Below are 21,665 nucleotides of genomic sequence, written 5' to 3'. Positions count from 1 at the left end.
GAGTTGCGACAGCGGAGCACAACACGTTACTTTCCGCCCACCGCTCCGGGTACCCGTGGATCATGCACGGGCTCGAACTCGCCCTTTGCTTCATCCCATCGCACCCCCTGGCTGACGCCAATGCCGACATTGCCGGCCTCTTTGACGGCGTGGCCGCGTTGTTTCATCGCTGCCAGGATCTCGGGGCCGAAGGCGGGTTCCATCCGGAGTTCATCGGGCGACCATTGGTGGTGAATTCTTGGGGCGGAGATGGCCTGCTGGAGGCTCATCTTGAGATCCAGCACGTTCACCAGATTCTGCAGGGTTTGGCTGATGATGGTCGGCCCGCCCGCCGCTCCCACACTGAGGAAGGGCTTGCCGTCCCTGACCACGAGGGTGGGGCTCATGCTGCTGAGCGGTCGTTTGCGGGGAGCCACGGCGTTGGCGTCTGAACCCACGAGCTTGAAGGCGTTGGGGGCACCGGGGGCTGCGGCAAAGTCGTCCATCTCATTGTTCAAGATCACGCCGGTGCCGGGCACAATGACCTTGCTGCCAAAGGTGGTGTTCACCGTCTGGGTCAGCGCCACCCAGTTGCCTTCGGCATCCGCAGTAGATAGATGGGTGGTGTGCTTGAGCAGGTCGCCAAAGACATCGGTGTCCGCTCGCGGCGGGGTGCCGTGGCCTGGCACCGTCACGGCCGAGCCGCTAGGCTGGATGCGACTGGCAAGCGTCTTGGCGTATTCTTTGTCCAAGAGCCCGGTGGGCACCGGGACGAAGTCCGGATCCCCCAGCCAGTAGGCGCGGTCGGCAAATGCTGCCTTCATGGCTTCTGCCGTGGTGTGCACCCGATCGGCGAGCGGCAAGGCCGGAAGATCGAAGGATTCGAGCACATTCAAGATCTGAGCCACGTGTACGCCTCCACTGCTGGGAGGTGGGAAGCCAATGATCTCATGCCCACGGTACGTGGTGCGGAGCGGTTCGCGGAGCTTGGGTGTATAGGCGCAGAAATCCCCTTTCCGGAGCACGCCACCGTTGGCTGCCATCCATTCCCCCACCCGGTTGGCGAAGTCGCCTTCGTAAAAGGCCCGGCTCCCTCCGTTCGCGATGGCCCGCAAGGTGGTGGCCAGATCGGGTTGCTTGAGGACGTCTCCCTCTTTCAGGACGCTCCCGTCATCTTTGAAGAAAAGGGCCTTGGTAGCAGGAAACAAAGCGAGCTGATTCCTGGTGGCGGCCAGCTTGCGGGCGTACACGGCGTCGAGGGCAAACCCGCCCTCAGCGAGTTTGGCAGCGGGCAGCGCGATGTCGGCCAGTTTGAGTTTGCCAAACCGTTCCAGCGCCAGGGCATATCCCGCCAGGGCTCCCGGGGTGGCCACGGCCAGCGGCCCGGTCTTGCTGGCTTCCCCATCCACTTCGCGTGGCTCAGCGGTGCCTGGCCTCAGGTACATGTCCCGGCTGGCCAATGCGGGAGCTGTCTCCCGGGCATCGATGGCGGTCACGCTCCCGTCTGCGGCGCGGATCAGGATGAAACAGCCGCCGCCCAGGCCGGAGTTGTGCCCATCCACCACGCCGAGCGTGATGGCGGTGGCGATCGCCGCGTCCACGGCGTTGCCCCCTTGCTCCAGGGCCTTGATCCCTGCGGCTGTGGCCAGGGGATGCACCGATGCCACGGCCGCCTGCTTCCATTCGGCAGCCGGAGATCGTTCACAGAGGAAAACCGACGACAGCAGCGCGCCTGCTGCCGTGATCGAGCACAAGAAAGGGCGATGCCGTTGCATGGTCCGTATTGTACCAGTTTGAGCGGGGCGGGCGCATCTGGATTCAGAGTCCGGCACTCACCTTGCCGAGCGCCTCCGCGAGGGCCTGCCACTCCTCCTGTGTCGTCTTCCAGCCGCCGCTGATCCGCAGCACCCGTCGCCACTCCTCCACGGGGGCCCGGATGGCCTGCATGACGGATGAGGCCCCCTTGTCCCCGGCGCTGCAGGCGGACCCTGTTGACACCGCGAACCCGGCCTGGCTCAGGCGGCCGAGCCATTTCCGGTGATCGTGAGCCGGCAGGACCATCAGGCTGGTGTTCCAGAGACGGGGAGCCTCCCGCCCCACGATCTGTGTGCCCGGGATCAGGGAGCACAGGGTTGCTTCAAAGGCATCGCGCAGGGAAGCCTGTTGGGCCACTACGGTGGCGAGTGCTTCCTCAACCGCCTCCAGCGCCGTCACCATTGCCTCGATGGCCGGATAGTTTTCCGTTCCAGCCCTGCGCCCCTCCTCCTGGGGGCCGCCCCTGGCCAGATGGAGGCGTTCGTTTTCATCTCGAACCACCAGAAAGCCGGTGCCTTTGGGGCCGCCGAACTTGTGGGCGCTGCCCGTGAGGTAGTCACATTCACCGAGGCCTGCCAGAGGCATCTTCCCAATCCACTGGCTGGCATCGCAGTGATAGGCCACTTGTTTCGCCCGGCAAAGGGCGGCGAGATCTCGCCACGGGTTCAAGGTGCCACTTTCATTGTTGGCGGCCATCACGGCCATCAGTACGGCGTTCCCTTGCTGGATCAACCGGTCGGCGGCTTCCAGGTTGAGAGTGGTGTCCGCATGCGCCGGCACCTTGAGCACGCGGCCATTAAATTCTTGCTCCAGCGGCTCTGCCAGACTGGGGTGTTCCATGCTCGATGAAACGACTCTTCCCTCCGGCCCGGACTGCTGGGCCAGCCACCGCACCAGGGCATTGTTGGATTCCGTCGCACCGGAGGTGAAAATGATGCGGCCCGGGTCGCAGCCCAGCAGATCGGCCAGCCGTTCCCGTGCCTCTTCCAGGCGGTGTTTCACCGCGGCCGCCTCACGGTAGAGGGACGAGGGGTTCTGCCAGCAGCGGTCGGTGGCCTCCAGCCAGGCCGCGCGCGCTGCGGGGTGCAGGGGCGTGGTTGCGTTGTGGTCAAAGTAGCCGCGCATGATGTTTCCTCAATCCCCGGTGATCCGTTGCTGCCCGGCGTACACATTCATGCGCCCGCCCCGCAGAAAGCCGACCAGCGTCTGGCCGGACTCCCGGGCGAAGTCCACCGCCAGGCTGCTGGGCGCGGAGACGGCGGCCACGAGGCCGATGCCGCCAGCCAGTGCCTTCTGCATGAGTTCAAAGGACACCCGACCACTAACCAAAAGCACGTGGCGGTCCAGAGGCAGCCTGCCCTGCCGGAGGGCGAACCCGAGAGCCTTGTCCAGGGCGGAATGGCGGCCCACATCCTCCCGTGCCACCACGAGCTGACCATCGAGGTCAAAGATGGCGCTGGCATGCAGCCCCCCGGTTTTTTCAAAGGTGAGCTGGGCTGCCCGCAGCTTGTCCGGCAGGCTCCACACCAACTCGCGCGGCACCGTCCAGTCCCATGCCCGGGGGGCGAAGGACTGGAACACCGATTCGATGGTGGCCTTGCCACAAACGCCACAACTGCTGCTGGCGAAGACGTGCCGGGTGAGCTTGGACCAGTCCACCTCTCCCTTGGCCAGCAGGACATCCACCACGCCGCCGTAGCCTTCAGACCGGCTCGGGCAGATGGAGATCTCAAACACATCCTGCGGTCCGGTGATGACGCCCTCGGTCAGGAGGAAGCCTGCGGCCAGCTCTTCATCATGGCCCGGCGTCCGCATCACGACCGCGATGCTTTTCCCTTCCACCCTCAGTTCCAGGGGCTCCTCAGCGGCCACTTCATCTTGCACCGGCTCATCCGGCTGCCCGCGAAAGAGTCGGGTTACCGGGACAGAGAGCGAGGCAGGCAGGTTCATGAAGGGCTTCAAAGGGTAATCACCAACCAAAACGGAACGTCTTCAAATGCAACGGGGATTCCCTTCCGTCGGATTGCCTCCATACGAAAGTAAATCGCGATCTTGCAACCCTTCTTGCTTTCCGGGTTTCCCCTCCTCAATTTGCGATCATGCCTGCGCCGAAGGGTCCCCATCTTCTCTGCCTGGCTCCTCTCCCGGGGCGGTTGTCGCATGCCTTGGCGGAGTGCTTTATCTGCCACACCACTCTCAACGATGGCGAGGAGAACTCTATCCGGGGCCTGGTGGGGTCGGGCAATGCTCTGTATCGGGAAAGCCTCCTGGACATCCTGCCCAACTTGGAAATCATCTCCGTCTTTGGCACTGGCTACGAAGGTGTGCCGGTGGACTACTGCCGTTCCCGCGGGATCCGCGTGACCCATACGCCGGATGTCCTGACGGAAGACATGGCGGACGTGGCCCTGGCACTGGTGTTGATGACTTCCCGCCGCCTGCTGGAGGCCAATCGCTTTCTGCATGACGGGGGCTGGCCAGCCATGTCTTTCCCCTTGGGCTTCAAGCCAGGGGGCAAACGTGCGGGCATCTTTGGGCTGGGCCGGGTCGGTCAGGCCGTCGCCCGGCGTCTGGAGGCGCTCGGCATGCGGGTGGGCTATGCGGCGCGGCGACCCAATCTCACGGTGAGCTATCCGTTCTTCCGGTCGCTGCATGATCTGGCCTTCTGGAGCGACTTCCTCATCATTGCCTGCCCAGGCGGATCTGCCACCCGTCATCTGGTGGACACCTCAGTGCTGGAGATGCTGGGCCCGGACGGAACGCTCATCAACATCACGCGAGGTTCTGTTGTGGATGAAGCCGCCTTGGTGCATGCGTTGGAGACGGGCACCATCCGGGCTGCAGGTCTGGATGTGTATGAGCGGGAGCCGCTGGTGCCTGACCAATTGACCCGCCTGCCCCAGGTGGTGCTGCTTCCTCATGTGGGCAGTCGGACAGAGGAGAATCGAGAGGAAATGGCGCGCATGGTCCACGACAACCTCATTGCGTATTTCCAAGGGCAGCCGTTGCTGAACGTCATCCCCGAGCTGCGGACGACCACGCAACGCCGGTTGGAATCCGTCACGCTTTTTTCCTCGCCACCGCCCGTTGCCGCCGCAAAGTAGGCTCATGATCATCGGTGTCCCCAAAGAGATCAAGGCACAGGAAAACCGCGTCGGGCTGCTCCCTTCTGCTGCGTATCAACTGGTCAAGCGCGGGCACCGGGTGGTGGTGGAGACCCAAGCAGGTGCGGGATCAGGCTTCCCCGATGAAGAGTATGCCCATGCCGGGGCGGAGATCCTGCTCACGCATGAGGCCATCTTTGCCCAGGCGGAGATGATTGTGAAGGTGAAGGAACCTCTGCCCCAGGAGTATCCCCTGCTCCGGCCGGGACAGATCCTTTTCACCTACCTGCACCTGGCCGCCAGCAAGTCGCTCACGGAGGCGCTCCTGGCTTCCCGATGCACCGGTATCGCCTATGAGACGGTGGAAGTGAACCGCCGTCTGCCGCTGCTGGAGCCGATGAGTGAGATCGCCGGTCGCATGAGCGTGGTGGTAGGGGCCTATTTCCTGGCCAAGCACGAGGGGGGCAAGGGGGTGCTCCTCGGCGGGGTGCCTGGCGTTCTCCCAGGCAAGGTGGTCGTGATCGGTGGTGGCACGGCCGGTGTGAACGCCGCTCGGATGGCCACGGGCCTGGGCGCGGACGTCACCATCCTGGAGGTGGATGTGGAGCGCATGCGCTTCCTCGACATCACTCTGCACACCGCCCATACGCTGTACTCCAACCACGCCCATATCCTGGAAATGCTGCCCAGCGTGGACTTGCTCATCGGAGCCGTGCTGGTGCCCGGGGCCAAGGCGCCCAAGCTCATTACCCGCCAGATGCTACAGGTCATGAAGCCGGGCAGTGTGCTTGTGGACATCGCGATCGACCAGGGCGGCTGCTGTGAAACCTCGCGAGCCACGACGCATGACGATCCCATCTATGTCGAAGAAGGCGTCACTCACTACTGCGTGGCCAACATGCCTGCCGCCTATGCCCGCACGGCCACCCAGGCGCTCACCAATGTGACCTACCGCTACATCGAACTGCTGGCAGACCACGGTGTGCCCGGGGCCTTCCAGCGGGATGCCAATCTTCTTGATGGTCTCAACGTCTTCGACGGAAAAGTGACCCATGCCGCTGTGGCAGACGCCCACGGAATGCCGTATCTGGATGCGGACACGATCTTCGCGTCACGATAGTCCCTCCTTTCGACATTTAACGGTTTTATCCAGCGTCGTTCCCCTCCTCTCTTTCACATGCCTCCCTCGTCTCCCTCCTCCCGCCGTCGATTCCTCTCCCAAGCCACCTTTGCCGGCGGGGCCTTCTTCATCAGCAGCCGTCTCACCTCGTGCGGAGGCAAGGCCAACGGTGCCATCAATGTGGCCGTGGTGGGTCTCAAGGGGCGTGGCGGCGACCATCTGGCGACCTACAAAAAAATTCCCGGAGTGCGCATTGCCGCGATCTGCGATGTGAATTCCAAGTACCTCGCCGATGAGGCGGCCCGCCTGGAGAAGGAGGGGCTGAAGGTGAAGACCTACCAGGACTACCGGAAGCTGCTGGCCGACAAAGACATCGATGCTGTGAGCCTGGCCACACCGAACCACTGGCATGCGCTCGGTACCCAGTGGGCCATGGAGGCGGGCAAGGATGTCTTTGTGGAGAAGCCGGTGTCTCACAATGTGTGGGAAGGCCGCCAGATTGTGAATGCGGAGAAGAAGCTCAACCGCATCGTTCAAGGTGGCACTCAGAGCCGGAGCAGCTTTGCCATCCGTGAGGCCGTGGCCTGGGTGCAGGCGGGCAATCTGGGCAAGATCACCCTCGCCCGCGGTCTCTGCTACAAGAGCCGCCCTGCGATGAAGGTGCGCAAGACGCCTCTTCCCGTGCCGGCAGAGGTGGACGGTGACCTTTGGTTCGGGCCCGCCCCCATTGTGGACATCCGCCGTCCGCGCCTGGACTATGACTGGCACTGGCAGTGGGCCTATGGCAACGGCGATCTGGGCAACCAAGGCGTCCACCAGATGGACATTGCCCGCTGGTTCCTTGGCGAGACCGCCATTGCCCCCACGGCGTGGAGCGTGGGCGGCCGGCTTGGGTATCAAGACGATGGTCAGACGCCGAATACCCAGATCGTGTACCAGGGCTATGAGAAAGCCCCGCTGATCTTCGAGGTTCGTGGACTCCCCACTGCCAAGGATGCGGGTGAAGGGATGGACAAGTTCATGGGAGCTGGCGTGGGCGTCATCATCCATTGCGAAAACGGCCATGTGCTGGTGCCCGACTACTACAGCGCCATCGCCTATGACAAAGAGGGCAAGGAGGTGAAGAAGTGGGAAGGCGCGGACAACCACTACGAAAACTTCATCAAGGCCGTGCGCAGCCGCAAGCCGGCGGAGCTGAACGCGCCGCTGCTCGATGGGCATCTCAGCGCCGCCATCTGCCATACTGGCAACATCTCCTACCAGCTCGGCGAGAAGAAGAGCATCGAGGAAATCAAGCAGGCGGTCGCCTCCAGCCAGGGCGCGGCTGAGACGCTGGACCGAATGCTCCAGCACCTCCAGGCGAATGAGGTGGATCTTAATGCCACCCCGCTTACGCTGGGCCCGGTGCTGAAGTTCGATCCTGCGGCCGAATCCGCGACGGGTAACGAAGCCGCCAGCAAGCTGCTCACGCGTGAGTACCGCGCACCCTACGTGGTGAAGGCGTATCCGGCGTGATTCTGCGAGACTTGTGATTGGGCCTGCGCTTCCCCAAGCATTGGGGAAACGCAGGCCACTGACCTGTTTGGTGCTTACGCCGGCCGGGTGAACTGCGGGATCTTCAGCGATTCCCCGCCCTTCAACGCCGATTGGTGGGCGATGATACCCGGCACGGTGTAGGCGAGCGCTTCGTAGAGGTCCACGGTGGGTCGGCGTGTATTCGCCAGCGCATCAATGAACTCGTGCGTCAGGAAGGTGTGGGAGCCGTGGTGCCCGCTGTTGTGGCGCAGCGGTTCAGGCAGCAGGTCGGTCTTCCACCAGTCCGGCTGCTCATAGGGAGTCAGCTTGGCCGCGACCAGTGGGAAGCCGGCGTCGTCATGCCCCTGCTCTTTGCCTGGCTGCCAGATTACATGTTCTTGCCCCGGATTGGCTGCAAAGCTCATCTTGGTGCCATACCAGTTGGCACTCTCCCGCCCCCACACCGGTCCTTCCCACCAGATGCGCACCGGGAACGGCGTGCCCCGGTCGCTGCGGAACTGAGCGGTCTCGTTCCAGTAGGGGTTGTTGCCGAACGCGTTCTTCTTGCAGACGGGATGGTCGTTACCCCACCCTGAGCAGGTCACCTCCACGAGCCGTTCCCCGGTCACGCTCACGAGGTGGGCGGTGCAATGCGTGGGATAGAACATCGGCGGCACGCCATAGCGCCAGGTGGGCTTTTCGGCAGAGCCGTAGAGCACCCGCAGTCCGGGATGCAGGTACTCGGACTCACAGGAAACGATGCTGCCCAGACTGCCGTCTTCATGGAACTTCCGCGCACTGATGGTGAAGTCCTGGTAGTAGCTTGTTTCGGCCATCATGTAGGTCAGGCCGCTTTTGCGCGCCGTTTCCTCCAGGTTGTTGGCCTGGTCCAGGGCCTCGGCCACGGTGGCGGCCATCACGGCGGGCACGGCGGAGATCACATGCTTGCCGTGTTTCAGTGCGAGCACAGCATGCTCGTAGTGCTTGGGGCCGTCGGTGAAGACCGCAATGGCGTCCAGGTTGGGATCCTTCACCATCTCCTCCAGTGATGCGTAGCTTTTGTCGCAGCGGTAGGTTTTGACCAGGTGGGCACGGCGCTCGGGGATCAGATCGGTGACGGCGGCGACTTCGCACTGGGGATGCTCATGCCAGTGGAAGGTCGCGCCAAAGCGGCCTCCTGCGATGCCGAGGCGGACTTTCTTTCCGGGGGTGGCAGCTGCGCTGCCCCTGGGGACGATGCCTGCGGCAGCACCTGCGGCGATCGTGGCAAGAAACTGGCGGCGACTGGGTCGGTCGTTGGAGGTGGAGGATTTCATGCTTCGTGTGGAATCAAGAGTGGTTTTGCTGCCGTTATGTGAGCGTGACGTCGCCCTTTTGGGAATGGACGGCCCCCGGTGATTTCCTGCATTTTTTCAACCATGAACGTTTTGCCCTATCACCACGACTGGCCTCTGCTGGCCGACGGGCACTTTGGACTGCAAATGCACTGGTTTGGCCGCTATGCCGGGTACCCGGAATGGGCGGTGGAGCGCAGCCGGCTCGCCCCGCACATGATGAGTTTCTTCTTTGTGGAGAGCTCTTCGTGCTGGGCGGAGATCAATGGTACCCGGCTGGAACTCGAGACGGGTGACTTCGTCATCATCAAAGGGGGCGATGAGTTTGAATTTGGACATGACGCGCTGGCTCCGCATGTGAGCCTTAGCGCGAGCCTGGCCATCTCCCAGGGGGGCGAACCGAACATCCTGCTACAGCGCGCCTTTCCACGGTGCTGCTCCTGGCCCTCGCCTGCGGAGTTTGTCTCGGAGTTTGAAAAGGTGCTTGCCGTATTGGGTGGCACGAGCGTGGGCCAGGGATTTGCCCTGCATGGGGCGGTGCTCCAGTGGGTGGCGTATCTGATGCGCCATCTGCACGCGCCGCTTCAAAAGGGCAGGGTCACTCCCGGAGGCCGGCGCGGGCTGGACGCCATCCTCCATGCCCAGCGGTGGGCCATGGAGCATCTGGCAGAGGAAATTACTCTATCCGACTGGGCGGCTGCCGCCGGCATGGGGGCCGTGTACTTTGGCCGCCTCTTCAAACGCGAGACCGGCCGCCGCCCCATGGAGTGGCTCAACGAACGCCGGCTTCAACTCGCCGTGCAGCAGCTCATGCACTCGCTTCGCACGGTGGCGGAGATCGCGCAGGACTGCGGCTTTGTGTGCCCGTTTTATTTCTCCCGGGTCTTCCGTCGGCGCTTTGGCTGCCCGCCCTCCGCCGTGCGACGGCAACCGCATCAACGGCTGCAATCTGCGTTGTAGCTGGGCAGAGGGGTGTCAGTGCAGCCTGCGATGTTGCAAGCTCGTGTTGGTTTCCAGGGAAGTGGAGCGGTCCAACGCCTGGCGACGAAGTCGCTTTGGCGGCCCTTGTGAGGGGCTTGAACCCTTCGTCATCCAGCAGCGTCTGACTTGGGCGCAGCAGGGGTGACTGACATCTGCCGTGCTCTGTTCGGTCTGTTGAACTCCGTTGGAGTTCATTGCTTCACCGTCGAAACCCAGGGTGGCGACCGCTTCGCGGTCTTACCCTGGGCTATGGTTGTATCACGCCGTTGGCGTGAGGCCGTGGCGGGCTTCTTCACCGGGATCGCCACATGGTGCAGCGTTCTTATGCCCGGAAGATGGGCTTCTTCCTCGGCAGCTCCATCCCCGGCCCTGTATCGGACCACAGATTCTGCTGGCGTGGCCGTCTGCCAGCTCACCACCACCGCATCGGGCGTGTGGGTCTGATGGGTGAGCCAGGTACGCTCAATCTGGGCGTGGGCCATGGGCACGAGACCTGCCGCAACCTAGGTAAAGAGGGCTGCTTTGGGGATAGAGGAGGCAGAAAAGCAAAAATGTCGGTGCGCCATCCGACGGTTACGAGATTGAAGAGGCCGGTTTTGCTCCACCGAACCGCAACTTTGGTCATTCTGAGGCACTGGGAGGTCTTTTTTTGGGAGCGGAGCGACGCGCTGAACATCGTTTTGCCACTTTCTGACCGCGATTGACCCCTCCAACCACCCCTGAGGAACCTCCGTTTGAGGTCGTTGCATCTCTTCGGACAACTTTTCTCAGAGGTTTTGCGCTTCAAATTTTGGCCCCAGAATCCGCTTATGCTTCACCAGCCTTGATAAATGAAACGGCCTCTCCCGCATGGCACTAGGGCCCGTTGAGCGGGCTCTGATTTTTCGTCTCCATGAGTTTGTTAAGTCGATGAAGGCCGCATGTCGAAACTGGCAAAAATCTTCAAAAAAAGAGCCTCAACTTGTTGACGAAAAGAGGATGTGGGGTAGTATCAACACCCGCACCGAAAACGAGCGGCTGAGACAAAAAGAGCGACGCAGGCAACTGCGGCATTCTTCGAGAATCAGAATACGATCTTTGGCAGCATTAATCAGACTAAACGGCCCGCAAGGGTTGGAGTTTAGTTTGAACCAAGAAAAAGCTAAGTTGTGTACTACGCGTGTGTGAGAAACAGCGCGTGGTTGTCATAACAAACAACCAGTCAATTTAGTTCAATGCATTGCATTGGACCGTTCATTCAGAGATGGATGGACAAATGTTCGGAGAGTTTGATTCTGGCTCAGAACGAACGCTGGCGGCGTGGATAAGACATGCAAGTCGAACGGGATAATCTTGTAGCAATACCGGGTTGTTCAGTGGCGAACGGGTGCGTAACACGTGGATTACATACCGGAAAGCGAGGAATAGCCCAGGGAAACTTGGATTAATACCTCATGTGGTCGCAAGACTAAAGGCGGGGCAACCTGTCGCTTTCTGATTGGTCCGCGGCCTATCAGCTAGTTGGCGGGGTAACGGCCCACCAAGGCGACGACGGGTAGCTGGTCTGAGAGGATGACCAGCCACACTGGAACTGAGACACGGTCCAGACACCTACGGGTGGCAGCAGTCGAGAATCATTCACAATGGGGGCAACCCTGATGGTGCGACGCCGCGTGGAGGATAAGGTCTTCGGATTGTAAACTCCTGTCATGCGAGAGCAAGATTTGAGCGGGTAACTCCGCTGGATTTGATAGTATCGCAAGAGGAAGAGACGGCTAACTCTGTGCCAGCAGCCGCGGTAATACAGAGGTCTCAAGCGTTGTTCGGAATCACTGGGCGTAAAGGGTGCGTAGGTGGCGTGGAAAGTCAGATGTGAAATCCGGGGGCTCAACCTCCGAATAGCATCCGATACTCCCATGCTAGAGAACTGGAGGGGGATCTGGAATTCTCGGTGTAGCAGTGAAATGCGTAGATATCGAGAGGAACACTAGTGGCGAAGGCGAGATCCTGGACAGTATCTGACACTGATGCACGAAGGTCAGGGGAGCAAACGGGATTAGATACCCCGGTAGTCCTGACAGTAAACGGTGCACGTTTGGTGTGGGAGGATTCGACCCCTTCTGTGCCGGAGCTAACGCGTTAAACGTGCCGCCTGGGAAGTACGGTCGCAAGATTAAAACTCAAAGAAATTGACGGGGACCCGCACAAGCGGTGGAGTATGTGGCTTAATTCGATGCAACGCGAAGAACCTTACCTGGGCTTGACATGCACTGTGTCGTCGGTGAAAGCCGGCTAGTGTAGCAATACACGCTTTGCACAGGTGCTGCATGGCTGTCGTCAGCTCGTGTCGTGAGATGTTGGGTTAAGTCCCGCAACGAGCGCAACCCCTGTGATTTGTTGCCACCGGAGCAATCCGAGCACTCGAATCAGACTGCCCAGATCAACTGGGAGGAAGGTGGGGATGACGTCAAGTCAGTATGGCCCTTACGCCCAGGGCTGCACACGTACTACAATGCCCAGCACAATGTGAACCGAAACCGCGAGGTGGAGGAAATCCTCAAAACTGGGCTCAGTTCAGATTGCAGGCTGCAACTCGCCTGCATGAAGTTGGAATCGCTAGTAATGGTACATCAGCTACGGTACCGTGAATACGTTCCCGGGTCTTGTACACACCGCCCGTCACATCATGGAAGCTGGTTTCGCCCGAAGTGCCCGCGCCGACCGCAAGGAGGCAAGGCCCTAAGGCAAGACTGGTGACTGGGATGAAGTCGTAACAAGGTAGCCGTAGGGGAACCTGCGGCTGGATCACCTCCTTTCTATGGAGTATTCCAGGAGCCCTCACGGCTTACTGGATAGGTCGAGACCAGAGTGCCCGGTTCGCCGGAACACCTGGTCTGCTAAAAGGCTCAAATATTTGCGTGAGTTACCTCACGTGTAGTGCACGACTTAGCTTTTGCTTGGGACAATACACACGCATCACCAAAGGGGGTATAGCTCAGCTGGTAGAGCGCCAGCTTTGCAAGCTGGATGTCTGGGGTTCGAGTCCCCATGCCTCCACCATGTGACTTGCTGAGTGCTTTTAAAGCAGGGGACCGGTGAAAACCGGGCCTGTAGCTCAGTTGGTTAGAGCACCGCCTTGATAAGGCGGGGGTCAATGGTTCGAGTCCATTCAGGCCCACCATCTGGTGACCAATGGGTGTGTAGAATTGATTAATGCTACTGGACCGGAGAGGTTCTTTGAAAACTGGACAAGACAGATTAAGAGCGAAAAAGAGATAAATTTTTATTTGAAGCTGGCGCAAGCCAGCGGCTACAGGCATCAAGTATTTTAGAGCACATAGTGAATGCCTTGGCACCAGCAGGCGATGAAGGACGTGCTAAGCTGCGATAAGCTTCGGATAGCGGCAAAGACGCTTTGACCCGGAGATTTCCGAATGGGATAACCTGCAGCGGTTCATACCGCTGCGTGCAGCCCTCAATACATAGGGGCTGCGACGCCATACCAGGGGAAGTGAAACATCTCAGTACCCTGAGGAAAAGAAAACGAATGTGATTCCGTCAGTAGTGGCGAACGAAAGCGGAACAGCCCAAACCGGAGGCTTTGCCTCCGGGGTTGTAGGAGCCCGACGTGGCATTGGATCGAGTTAGGTGAAGCTTCAGGAAAGTTGCGCCAGAGAGGGTGAAAGGCCCGTAACCGAAAACTTTGATCCAGCCTAGGGAATTCCTGAGTAATGCGACACACGTGAAACTTCGCATGAATCGGCGCCGACCACGGCGTAAGGCTAAATACTAGCTGGTGACCGACAGTGAACAAGTACCGCGAGGGAAAGGTGAAAAGCACCGCTGTGAGCGGAGTGAAACAGTACCTGAAACCATGTGCTTACAAGGTGTCAGAGCCGGCTTGTCCGGTGATGGCGTGCCTTTTGCTTAATGAGTCTGCGAGTTGGTTTTTGTGGCGAGCCTAAGTCCTTCTGGGACGCAGGCGCAGCGAAAGCGAGTCCGAACAGGGCGAATATAGTCACAGGAGCCAAACCCGAAGCGGTGGTGATCTACCCATGGCCAGGCTGAAGCGTTGGTAATACGACGTGGAAGGCCGAACCGGTGAACCTTGAGAAGTTCTCGGATGAGTTGTGGGTAGGAGTGAAAGGCTAATCAAACCCCGTAATAGCTGGTTCTCCTCGAAATGTATTTAGGTGCAGCGTCATATGCTGACCCGGGGGGGTAGAGCACTGAATGAGCTAGGGGGCACACCCGCCTACCAAACTCAATCAAACTCCGAATACCCCGGGGTGAAGTATGGCAGTAAGACAGTGGGGGATAAGCTTCATTGTCGAAAGGGAAACAACCCAGCCCAGCAGCTAAGGTGCCCAAATACCGCTCAGTGGAAAGGAAGTGAGATTTCTTTGACAGTGAGGATGTTGGCTTAGAAGCAGCCACCATTTAAACAGTGCGTAATAGCTGACTCATCGAGAGATCTCGCGCCGAAAATGATTGGCGATAAGCGGTATACCGAAGCTCTGGATGCCCCGGATTTTGGTCCGGGGTTTGGTAGAGGAGCGTTCTCAACGCATCGAAGCTGGATGGCGACTGAAAGTGGAGTGTTGAGAAGTGAGGATGCAGACATAAGTAACGACAAGGGTGGTGAAATCCCACCCCGCCGTAAATCCAAGGTTTCCTGGGCAACGATTTTCGTCCCAGGGTTAGTCGGGACCTAAGCCGATGCCGTCTGGCGCAGGCGATGGAAAGCAGGTTAATATTCCTGCACCGGCTCTGGTTAAGTCATGTTAGACCACGGAGAAGGAGGAAACAGACCTTATTGACTTGGCAGGAAGGGCTTCGGCCTGACCGCGTTTCCAAATGATCCGTCTAGAAAAGCTTCATGATGTTCCCAGAGCCGCCCGTACTAGAAACCGACTCAGGTGGATGGGTAGAATATACCAAGGCGCAAGAGTGAAACCTCGTTAAGGAACTCTGCAATCTAGTCCCGTAACTTCGGAAGAAGGGATGCCCACTTCGGTGGGTCGCAGTGAAAGGGGTCAACCGACTGTTTATCAAAAACACAGCATTGTGCGAAGACGAAAGTCTATGTATACGATGTGACACGTGACCAATGCGGAAAGATTAAGGCAAGATGTTAGTCCCGCGAAAGCGGGGCGAAGCTTTGAACCCAAGTCCCCGTGAATGTCGGCCGTAACTATAACGGTCCTAAGGTAGCGAAATTCCTTGTCGGGTAAGTTCCGACCTGCACGAATCGTGTAACGAGTTGACCGCTGTCTCAACGAGGGGCTCAGTGAATTTGTAGTGGCGGTGAAGATGCCGCCTACCCGCGGAAGGACGGAAAGACCCTATGCACCTTAACTGTAAGCTGTCACTGATTCGCTGATTTCAATGCTCAGAGTAAGTGGGAGGCTGTGAAGCGGAACTTTCGGGTCCCGCAGAGCCAAAAGTGAGACACCACCCTTTGGTATTGGCGAGTCTAATTGTAACCCCATAAAGGGCATGAGACCATGGCAGCCGGTCAGTTTTACTGGGGCGGTATCCTCCCAAAGAGTAACGGAGGAGCGCGAAGGTGTGCTCAGCGCGGTTTGCAATCGCGTGTTGAGTGTATTGGCATAAGCACGCCTAACTGTGAGACCTACAAGTCGAGCAGATACGAAAGTAGGCCAAAGTGATCCGGCGGTTTAATGTGGAATTGCCGTCGCTTAACGGACAAAAGGTACGCTAGGGATAACAGGCTGATTTCATCCAAGAGTTCATATCGACGATGAAGTTTGGCACCTCGATGTCGGCTCGTCGCATCCTGGGGCTGGAGAAGGTCCCAAGGGTCCGGCTGTTCGCCGGTTAAAGCGGCACGCGAGCTGGGTTCAGAACGTCGCGAGACAGTTCGGTCCTCTATCCTCCGTGGGCGTTGGAGAATTGAGGGGTTTACTTCCTAGTACGAGAGGACCGGAAGTAACGTACCTCTGGTGTTCCAGTTGTCACGTCAGTGGCACAGCTGGGCAGCTATGTACGGAAAGGATAAGCGCTGAAAGCATCTAAGCGCCAAGCCTCTCCCAAGATGAGTTCTCCCTGAAGGATCGTGGAAGACTACCACGTTGATAGGGTGTGGGTGCAAGTCGAGTAATCGATTCAGCTCAACACTACTAATCATCCGATCGTCTTGATGTTTGATTCTTTTTCAACCACTCTTAGTTTGTCCTTGTTCAGTTTTCAGGGAACCCTGCTCCGGCAGGGCCGCCAGCCCAACCTATAACTGCAACCGCTGAAGCGCTGAAGTCTTCAGACAGGCTGTTTCACATGGAGCTTGAAGCTCTCAACCGAAACAGAAGTCTGGTGACCACAGCGAGGTGGCCCCACCCGTTCCCATCCCGAACACGGAAGTGAAACACCTCAGCGTCGATGATAGTATGGCGACAGGCCATGTGAAAGTAGATCGTTGCCAGAGTTAATCCCCGCCTTCTGCGACCCAGAGGGCGGGGACTTTTTTTGTCTGTGTACTGCGACCCGCGAAGCGGGAGAGGACGCAGACATCAGACTGCCAGACGCCAGACATCAGACCTGAGGTCAGGGGTGGGGCGAGAGCGCTGGAGTGGGTGACATCGGAGGCTGTTTGATCCTCAAGCTACTACCGGACCCACAACATCTGGATGCGAAGCATCTTTGGGAGTGCGTGCGGGAACCGCCGCTTTGGCGGCTCTGGTGAGTTCCTCGTACCAGAGAATGGGAGCAGGGGAGCAGCGTGCCCGTAACGGCTCCCGCTTGGCCGCATCATCAGCAGGCTGCCCATGACCCTCGTTGTCCCTGTCATCCGCCGGCGAAAGCGGCGTCGAGCCGCACGCACTCCAAGACGCTTCGCGACGATGCCCGCGCGGGAGCCATGTCCGCAGCATGAAGGATGGTCATTTTTTGTTGGTTCATCCATCTTCGCGCCAGCGTCCTGGAGTGTCGGTGGCTCGACCCCGCTTTGGCGGCTCTGGTGAGTTCCTCGTAGACTGACAGGCTTCAGATGGCCTGTGCCCGGGAAGCTCGGGGAGCGCACGCATCCTGCGTGCTGTTTGCGGCATCTTGCCGCAAACGTCAGTCAGCGCATGACATCAGGTCCGGCTGGCGTGGGGGTGTTGATGGCGGTGGGGAGAAAGCAGATGCTGTCGGGCTTCCCACCTGATCATCGTCCTGGGAGGTACCCAACGTTGACTCGCTTAGGGCTCGTCCAACGTTGGGCTGTGGTAGAGATCCCCGCTGGGGATCCGCTTCGAACTGGGGCGGCCGCCTCAAGGGGGGCCTTGGCATCCACCCCAAACGCGCGCTGATGGTTGGTTCTCCTTACGTCGGCAACTACACCGCTGTTTTGGGGTAGTTGGAAAGTGGGGGCGTCGCGGAAGATGAATGTCCAGGCAGGTGGGTATGCTTGAGGCAGATGCTGGACATTCGATGCCGAAAGCCGTGGGAGCTTTCAAAGAACCCAAGGCTTCCAGCACCCGGATGCGAAGCATCTTTGGGAGTGCGCACGAGAACCGCCGCTTTGGTGGCGCTTTGGAGTTCCTCGTACCGGGAGGTGAGAGCAGGGGCGGAGGGGGCGCGTACTGCTCCCGGTTGACCGCCGCATCACCCGGCCACCCGCCGCGCTCGTTGTCCGCGTAAGCTGCTGGCGAAAGCGGTGTCGCTCCACCGACACTCTAAGACGCTGGCGCGAAACTGAGCGGGCAGTGCCGCTGCTGCCAGTCATCCGTTGGGAGATGATCACGAGGGGCGGGAAAGCGGCGCTTCACGCCGCACTCCACAGCGACTTCGTCGCCAGACGTTGGGGGTGTTGTGATGCTTGGCAATCTACGCGACCTACGACATCGGAGGCCTAACAGGAATCGCAAACCCGACCAGAGGCTAACACCTCCCGATCACTTCCGCACCCACCGTGTCCCCTGAGCCACGCTCCACTGGAACTTCCGTGCATGCTCCCGGATCAGAAAAGGAAGGTCTTCCTCGTGCAACAAACGGAAGTGCTCGGACAGCGCACCGCGGAGCCACTCCAATGTGGAGCCTTGGGGCCAGCGGTCGGGGGGCGTAAACTCCTCCAACCAGGTGCAGGGGGTGGTGAGCAACAACTGGCCGCCGGGTTTGACCAGAGAGGGCAGTCGGTTCAACAACCTGGCTGGCTCGGTGAGCCGGCAGAGCAGGTTGGCGGCATGAACCACATCAAAACCGCCGAGGTCGGGACGAAGGTTCATCGCATCCCCTTGTTCGAACCGGATCTTTTCCGCGATCGCAGCATCTTCTGGGCGCTGGGCGCTCAGTGGTGTTTGAGCGCGCCCTTCATCGATCCGCAGATACGGATGCATGCCATCCCGGCGGACCTTCTCGGCGGCATCCACAAAGTTTTGCGAGTAGTCTATCCCGATCACTTCACCCGCCGCCTTGGCCAGTTCATAGGATGACCGACCCACAGCGCATCCCAGATCCAGCGCCCGGGCATTGGGTGGCATCAGGGAGCGGTCCAGGAGCTTGGTGACGGAACGCACGGAAAAGCCCAGGGCGGATGAAGGTCCAAATTCCCACGGCAGCACCTCAGCGTCAGAGGCATAGTGGAAGAGGAGGTACTCACTGAGGAGTTTGGGAGTTTCGTAGATGTTCATCGTCGGATCTGGGCGGAGCACACAAGGCAGCCCGGTACTAAAAGATGCAAACAGGAACTCTGCTCAGGCTTCGGACATGGGGAGCGCCTCGGGTGCAGAATTCTGAGCGTCAGACGTGCCGCATTGTCCGCCCACCGGCATTCCCTGCGGTGGAGAGTTCACCATCACTTTCGCCTTCTGTTGGGCCTGATAGCGTCCCCAGTAGAAAGGCGCGGCCAGTTGGCCGAAAAATCCCTTGGGCATTGCTTCGCGAATCCCGATCTCTGCGGGCGGACGACGCGTGCTGTCGTCGTAGTAGGTGCCAAAGATCTGATCCCACAGCACGAGGTTCTCCCCGTAGTTCTTGTTGCCCTCGCGAAGGTCCATGGAGTGGTGCCACCGATGCAGGCCGGGGGTGTTGAAGATGTGACTCAACCAGCCAAAACGCATCTGGATGTTGCAGTGGGTGAGCACACCGATGTAGGCGGTGATGGCGCTGCCCCAGATGAACACATCCCCAGGAGCCCCGGCCAAGGCGAGGAGCGGAGTGGCGAAGACCATGCTCTTGATGGTGTCCACAAAGTGAAACCGACCGGTGTTAAAGAACCAGAGCTTCTTGGAGCTGTGATGCACGGCGTGAAACTTCCATAGCGGCATCCACTCATGGGCGAGGCGATGCGCCCAGTACAAGCCGAACTCGGCCACTACAAGGGCCAGACAAACCTGAAGGAACATCGGCCAATGGGCTGGCCAGAACCCGCCCGCCTCGCGGTCGCCAAACTGATGGGCGATGCCCAGATTGGTCAGGGACACGATGACCACCTGCACCGAGATCTTGGTGAAGAGGGTATGGGCCAGATCCGTGACCTCCTGTCCATCGGACTCCCGCCAGGCTTCCTCGTGAGGGCGGACCTTCTCCAACCAGAACAACAGGCCCGCCAAGGACAGGTAGGTGAGGTTGAACGCCAGTGGGCCGTGACCGTGGGCGATGCCGAAGCCCGTGGGAATGAGGGCACCAACGAAAAGCGCTGGCCAGAGCAGGTGGTCGAGAAGGGAATTCAGCCGGGGCATGGGGTGGAATTTCTCGGGAACGGGTTATGAGATCGTCTCCAGAGGGCAAGCAAAGCGCTGTGACAACCACACCCCATCACCGAAAAGAGAAGGGCGCTCGTAAAAAGCGCCCTTCTGAATCAGATTTCATCCAAAGTAGGATGAACGGTCATTTCCTCTGCTCAGGCTCCCGCCAGAGCGGCCTGGAGGTACGCGGCTGGCTGGAAATGCTCGATCAACACCTCCACCTTGCCTCCACGGCTCATGCGCGCCTGTTTGATGTCGAAGTTCGGTGTCTTGTGCGGGGCAAAGAGGATGTCGTCATGCGTCGCATTCTGGCGGCGCTTGAACTGGTCTGGAGTGATGTGGCCGCCCAGATGGTCATCGCGGCCTGTGGCCAGGTGGCAGGTGCCCAGCACCTTTTCATCCTGAATGTCCGCGCCAGAAACTGGAAGCACCTGAGTGCCAAAACCCAGCTCGCCCAGCACACCCGTCATGGGATCATCGGCGAGCTTCTGGTTGTGGGCGTCGATCGTGGCCTGATTGCCTTCGATCAGCTCCGACTTGATGATGGAGCCTCCGGTCACCGTGAGCTTGCCCAGGGTGCCGTCTTCGTACTTGAGCGGGAAGGTGCCCTCGGCCCCGGTGGGAACGAAATAGACTTCGCCTGCCGGAAGGTTCGCGATGTCGGGCGTATCACCCCGACAAAGGCCGTGGCTCTTCTGAGCTTCCTGGCCATTGAGTTCAAGGCGGACTGTCATGTCCTCTCCGCCGTCCACGGTGAAGTCGATTTCCACCCAGTCAGCCTTGGTCATCGCCTTGCGCAGCTTTTCCGCATCCACGCTGACTTCGTTGTAGTCCACGGCCAGTCCCGTGCTGAGGATCACTTCATTCAGTCCGTGCAGCGTCGCGCCGCGGAAACCGTACTGTTTGGCGAAGGCCGTCAGCGGTGCGGTGGCGCTGAAGGTGGAGATGCAGAGGATCAGGTCGTAGTTCGTGTAGATGTCCCGCTCAAGGCTCAGTTCCTTGCCCTCCATGTCCACACAGAGGTCGGGGAGGTCCAGGTTGCTTCCGCCCGTCTGTTCATAGGCGTAGATTTCACCGCCTTTCAAGGCCAGCTCCTCCATCACACCACCGTGGAGGCCCTGGTAAAAGTACTGGTGGGCGCGTTGCTGGATCTTGCGCTCAGGATTGTTCAAGAACGCCAGGCCTTTGGCTTCAGAAAGCTCCGGGAGATCGATCAAAATGCACACGCGCCGCCCGAAAGTGGGTTCAAACACGGTATGGAGGAGGCGGGAGAGGTCGAACTTCGGAAACTTGCGTCCGGTGGCGGCGGTCTGCACGTCGTTTAGCATAGTGGAGATCATGGCGTGTGGTCGGTGGTGGTGTAAACCGATTTACGTGGAAGCGCCAAGAGATGGGTGCATAAATCACCCCTCATGAGCCGGTCAAAACACGTCGTGATCACGGGAGTCAGCCGCGGCCTTGGCCGGGCGATGGTGGAGGGTTTTGTGTCTCTTGGCTGGACGGTTTCCGGCTGCTGCCGGAGTTCGGACGCCGTGGAGGAGCTTCGACGGGCTTATCCCGCACCGCATGCCTTCTCCCAGGTGGATGTCGGCCGGGATGCCGAGGTGGAGGAGTTATGCGCGGGCATCCTTGCCAGCCACGGGACTCCGGATCTTCTCATTAACAATGCCGCCATCATCAACCGCAGCGTCCCGGTGTGGGAACTGAACGCTGACGAAGTGGCTAACATCCTGGACGTGAACGTCAAAGGCACCATCGCCATGATCCGCGGGCTGGCTCCTGCGATGATCGCCCAAGGCGGCGGCGTAGTGGTTAATTTCTCCTCCGGCTGGGGCCGCAGCACTTCTCCAGAGGTCGCATCCTACTGCGCCACCAAGTGGGCTATCGAGGGACTCAGTCAAGCGATGGCTCAGGAGACTGGGGGTAAACTGGCCGTGGTGGCCCTGAATCCGGGCATCATCGATACCGAGATGCTGCGGAGTTGCTTCGGCGACTCGGCAGGCAGCTACCCGGATGCTGCGGCTTGGGCTCGCCGGGCGGTGCCATTCATTGCGGGTCTCTCTTCCCGGGACAATGGCAAATCTTTGACAGCCCCCTAACATTGCGGCTGAATAAAAGACAGAGCCTCTGCGTCCATTTATTGCCCACCGAA

General features: G+C 59.8%; 13 protein-coding genes, 2 tRNA genes and 3 rRNA genes. 10 read left to right on the top strand and 8 right to left on the bottom strand.

What is annotated here, in order from left to right:
- Positions 1 to 26: 26 nt before the first annotated feature.
- From ggt to fdhD, 3 genes are read right to left on the bottom strand one after another with little or no spacing between them, the layout of a single operon-like run.
- Positions 27 to 1,754: a gamma-glutamyltransferase gene (gene ggt / locus VSP_RS32795; protein WP_009966081.1), complete on the bottom strand. Its 1,728-nt coding sequence runs from the start codon at positions 1,752 to 1,754 to the stop codon at positions 27 to 29.
- Between the two features lie 43 nt (positions 1,755 to 1,797).
- Positions 1,798 to 2,919 (bottom strand): cysteine desulfurase family protein, encoded by a 1,122-nt coding sequence (locus VSP_RS38600; RefSeq protein ID WP_009966080.1) that lies wholly within the window; start codon positions 2,917 to 2,919, stop codon positions 1,798 to 1,800.
- Positions 2,920 to 2,928: 9 nt separating this feature from the next.
- A complete protein-coding gene (fdhD, locus tag VSP_RS32785; protein ID WP_009966079.1) occupies positions 2,929 to 3,744 on the bottom strand; it encodes a formate dehydrogenase accessory sulfurtransferase FdhD in 816 nt (271 codons plus the stop codon).
- A 149-nt stretch (positions 3,745 to 3,893) separates the two neighbouring features.
- Between fdhD and VSP_RS38595 the strand changes: the two genes are divergently transcribed.
- The 3 genes from VSP_RS38595 to VSP_RS32770 are packed head-to-tail and all read left to right on the top strand — an operon-like array spanning position 3,894 to position 7,533.
- Positions 3,894 to 4,898: a 2-hydroxyacid dehydrogenase gene (locus VSP_RS38595; protein ID WP_009966078.1), complete on the top strand. Its 1,005-nt coding sequence runs from the start codon at positions 3,894 to 3,896 to the stop codon at positions 4,896 to 4,898.
- A gap of 4 nt (positions 4,899 to 4,902) precedes the next feature.
- Entirely contained in the window at positions 4,903 to 6,018 is a 1,116-nt protein-coding gene (gene ald, locus VSP_RS32775; protein ID WP_009966076.1) for an alanine dehydrogenase, read from the top strand.
- Between the two features lie 57 nt (positions 6,019 to 6,075).
- Positions 6,076 to 7,533: a Gfo/Idh/MocA family protein gene (locus VSP_RS32770; protein WP_009966075.1), complete on the top strand. Its 1,458-nt coding sequence runs from the start codon at positions 6,076 to 6,078 to the stop codon at positions 7,531 to 7,533.
- 74 nt (positions 7,534 to 7,607) lie between these two features.
- Here the strand turns inward: VSP_RS32770 and VSP_RS32765 are convergent, their stop codons facing one another.
- On the bottom strand, positions 7,608 to 8,849 hold the full coding sequence (locus tag VSP_RS32765) for a Gfo/Idh/MocA family protein (protein ID WP_009966074.1): 1,242 nt from the start codon (positions 8,847 to 8,849) through the stop codon (positions 7,608 to 7,610).
- Between the two features lie 102 nt (positions 8,850 to 8,951).
- On the opposite strand from VSP_RS32765, the gene VSP_RS32760 reads away from it, so the two are divergent.
- A complete protein-coding gene (locus VSP_RS32760) occupies positions 8,952 to 9,827 on the top strand; it encodes a helix-turn-helix transcriptional regulator (RefSeq protein ID WP_009966073.1) in 876 nt (291 codons plus the stop codon).
- A gap of 212 nt (positions 9,828 to 10,039) precedes the next feature.
- Here the strand turns inward: VSP_RS32760 and VSP_RS32755 are convergent, their stop codons facing one another.
- Positions 10,040 to 10,330 (bottom strand): hypothetical protein, encoded by a 291-nt coding sequence (locus VSP_RS32755; RefSeq protein WP_009966072.1) that lies wholly within the window; start codon positions 10,328 to 10,330, stop codon positions 10,040 to 10,042.
- 774 nt (positions 10,331 to 11,104) lie between these two features.
- Here VSP_RS32755 and VSP_RS32750 point away from each other — a divergent pair.
- From VSP_RS32750 to rrf, 5 genes are all read left to right on the top strand, one after another.
- Positions 11,105 to 12,643, top strand: a 16S ribosomal RNA gene (locus tag VSP_RS32750).
- A 168-nt stretch (positions 12,644 to 12,811) separates the two neighbouring features.
- Positions 12,812 to 12,887, top strand: a tRNA-Ala gene (locus tag VSP_RS32745).
- 44 nt (positions 12,888 to 12,931) lie between these two features.
- A tRNA-Ile gene (locus tag VSP_RS32740) sits at positions 12,932 to 13,008 on the top strand.
- Between the two features lie 136 nt (positions 13,009 to 13,144).
- Positions 13,145 to 15,995: ribosomal RNA gene (locus VSP_RS32735) — 23S ribosomal RNA — on the top strand.
- A gap of 161 nt (positions 15,996 to 16,156) precedes the next feature.
- Positions 16,157 to 16,272, top strand: a 5S ribosomal RNA gene (gene rrf / locus VSP_RS32730).
- Together the 16S, 23S and 5S rRNA genes with 2 tRNA genes alongside form the textbook arrangement of a ribosomal RNA operon.
- A 1,450-nt stretch (positions 16,273 to 17,722) precedes the next feature.
- Here rrf and VSP_RS32725 read toward each other — a convergent pair.
- From VSP_RS32725 to VSP_RS32715, 3 genes are all read right to left on the bottom strand, one after another.
- Complete coding sequence (locus VSP_RS32725; RefSeq protein ID WP_009966071.1) at positions 17,723 to 18,457, bottom strand: putative 4-mercaptohistidine N1-methyltransferase; 735 nt, start codon at positions 18,455 to 18,457, stop codon at positions 17,723 to 17,725.
- Between the two features lie 63 nt (positions 18,458 to 18,520).
- A complete protein-coding gene (locus tag VSP_RS38590; protein ID WP_009966070.1) occupies positions 18,521 to 19,507 on the bottom strand; it encodes a sterol desaturase family protein in 987 nt (328 codons plus the stop codon).
- 161 nt (positions 19,508 to 19,668) lie between these two features.
- Entirely contained in the window at positions 19,669 to 20,853 is a 1,185-nt protein-coding gene (locus tag VSP_RS32715; protein WP_009966068.1) for a M29 family metallopeptidase, read from the bottom strand.
- A gap of 72 nt (positions 20,854 to 20,925) precedes the next feature.
- Here VSP_RS32715 and VSP_RS32710 point away from each other — a divergent pair, with 72 nt between their 5' ends.
- Positions 20,926 to 21,612, top strand: a complete 687-nt coding sequence (locus VSP_RS32710; RefSeq protein ID WP_009966067.1) for an SDR family oxidoreductase — start codon at positions 20,926 to 20,928, stop codon at positions 21,610 to 21,612.
- Positions 21,613 to 21,665: the final 53 nt, after the last annotated feature.

The sequence above is a fragment of the Verrucomicrobium spinosum DSM 4136 = JCM 18804 genome, assembly GCF_000172155.1.
Lineage (GTDB): Bacteria > Verrucomicrobiota > Verrucomicrobiia > Verrucomicrobiales > Verrucomicrobiaceae > Verrucomicrobium > Verrucomicrobium spinosum.
Note: the sequence above shows the minus strand (reverse complement) of the source record. Positions and strands in the feature narration are given on the sequence as shown.

What these genes read in the sequence shown, in the direction of transcription:
- ggt (WP_009966081.1), bottom strand. Translation starts at nt 1,754, where the DNA reads ATGCAACGGCATCGCCCTTTCTTGTGCTCGATCACGGCAGCAGGCGCG.
- VSP_RS38600 (WP_009966080.1), bottom strand. Translation starts at nt 2,919, where the DNA reads ATGCGCGGCTACTTTGACCACAACGCAACCACGCCCCTGCACCCCGCA.
- fdhD (WP_009966079.1), bottom strand. Translation starts at nt 3,744, where the DNA reads ATGAACCTGCCTGCCTCGCTCTCTGTCCCGGTAACCCGACTCTTTCGC.
- VSP_RS38595 (WP_009966078.1), top strand. Translation starts at nt 3,894, where the DNA reads ATGCCTGCGCCGAAGGGTCCCCATCTTCTCTGCCTGGCTCCTCTCCCG.
- ald (WP_009966076.1), top strand. Translation starts at nt 4,903, where the DNA reads ATGATCATCGGTGTCCCCAAAGAGATCAAGGCACAGGAAAACCGCGTC.
- VSP_RS32770 (WP_009966075.1), top strand. Translation starts at nt 6,076, where the DNA reads ATGCCTCCCTCGTCTCCCTCCTCCCGCCGTCGATTCCTCTCCCAAGCC.
- VSP_RS32765 (WP_009966074.1), bottom strand. Translation starts at nt 8,849, where the DNA reads ATGAAATCCTCCACCTCCAACGACCGACCCAGTCGCCGCCAGTTTCTT.
- VSP_RS32760 (WP_009966073.1), top strand. Translation starts at nt 8,952, where the DNA reads ATGAACGTTTTGCCCTATCACCACGACTGGCCTCTGCTGGCCGACGGG.
- VSP_RS32755 (WP_009966072.1), bottom strand. Translation starts at nt 10,330, where the DNA reads ATGGCCCACGCCCAGATTGAGCGTACCTGGCTCACCCATCAGACCCAC.
- VSP_RS32725 (WP_009966071.1), bottom strand. Translation starts at nt 18,457, where the DNA reads ATGAACATCTACGAAACTCCCAAACTCCTCAGTGAGTACCTCCTCTTC.
- VSP_RS38590 (WP_009966070.1), bottom strand. Translation starts at nt 19,507, where the DNA reads ATGCCCCGGCTGAATTCCCTTCTCGACCACCTGCTCTGGCCAGCGCTT.
- VSP_RS32715 (WP_009966068.1), bottom strand. Translation starts at nt 20,853, where the DNA reads ATGATCTCCACTATGCTAAACGACGTGCAGACCGCCGCCACCGGACGC.
- VSP_RS32710 (WP_009966067.1), top strand. Translation starts at nt 20,926, where the DNA reads ATGAGCCGGTCAAAACACGTCGTGATCACGGGAGTCAGCCGCGGCCTT.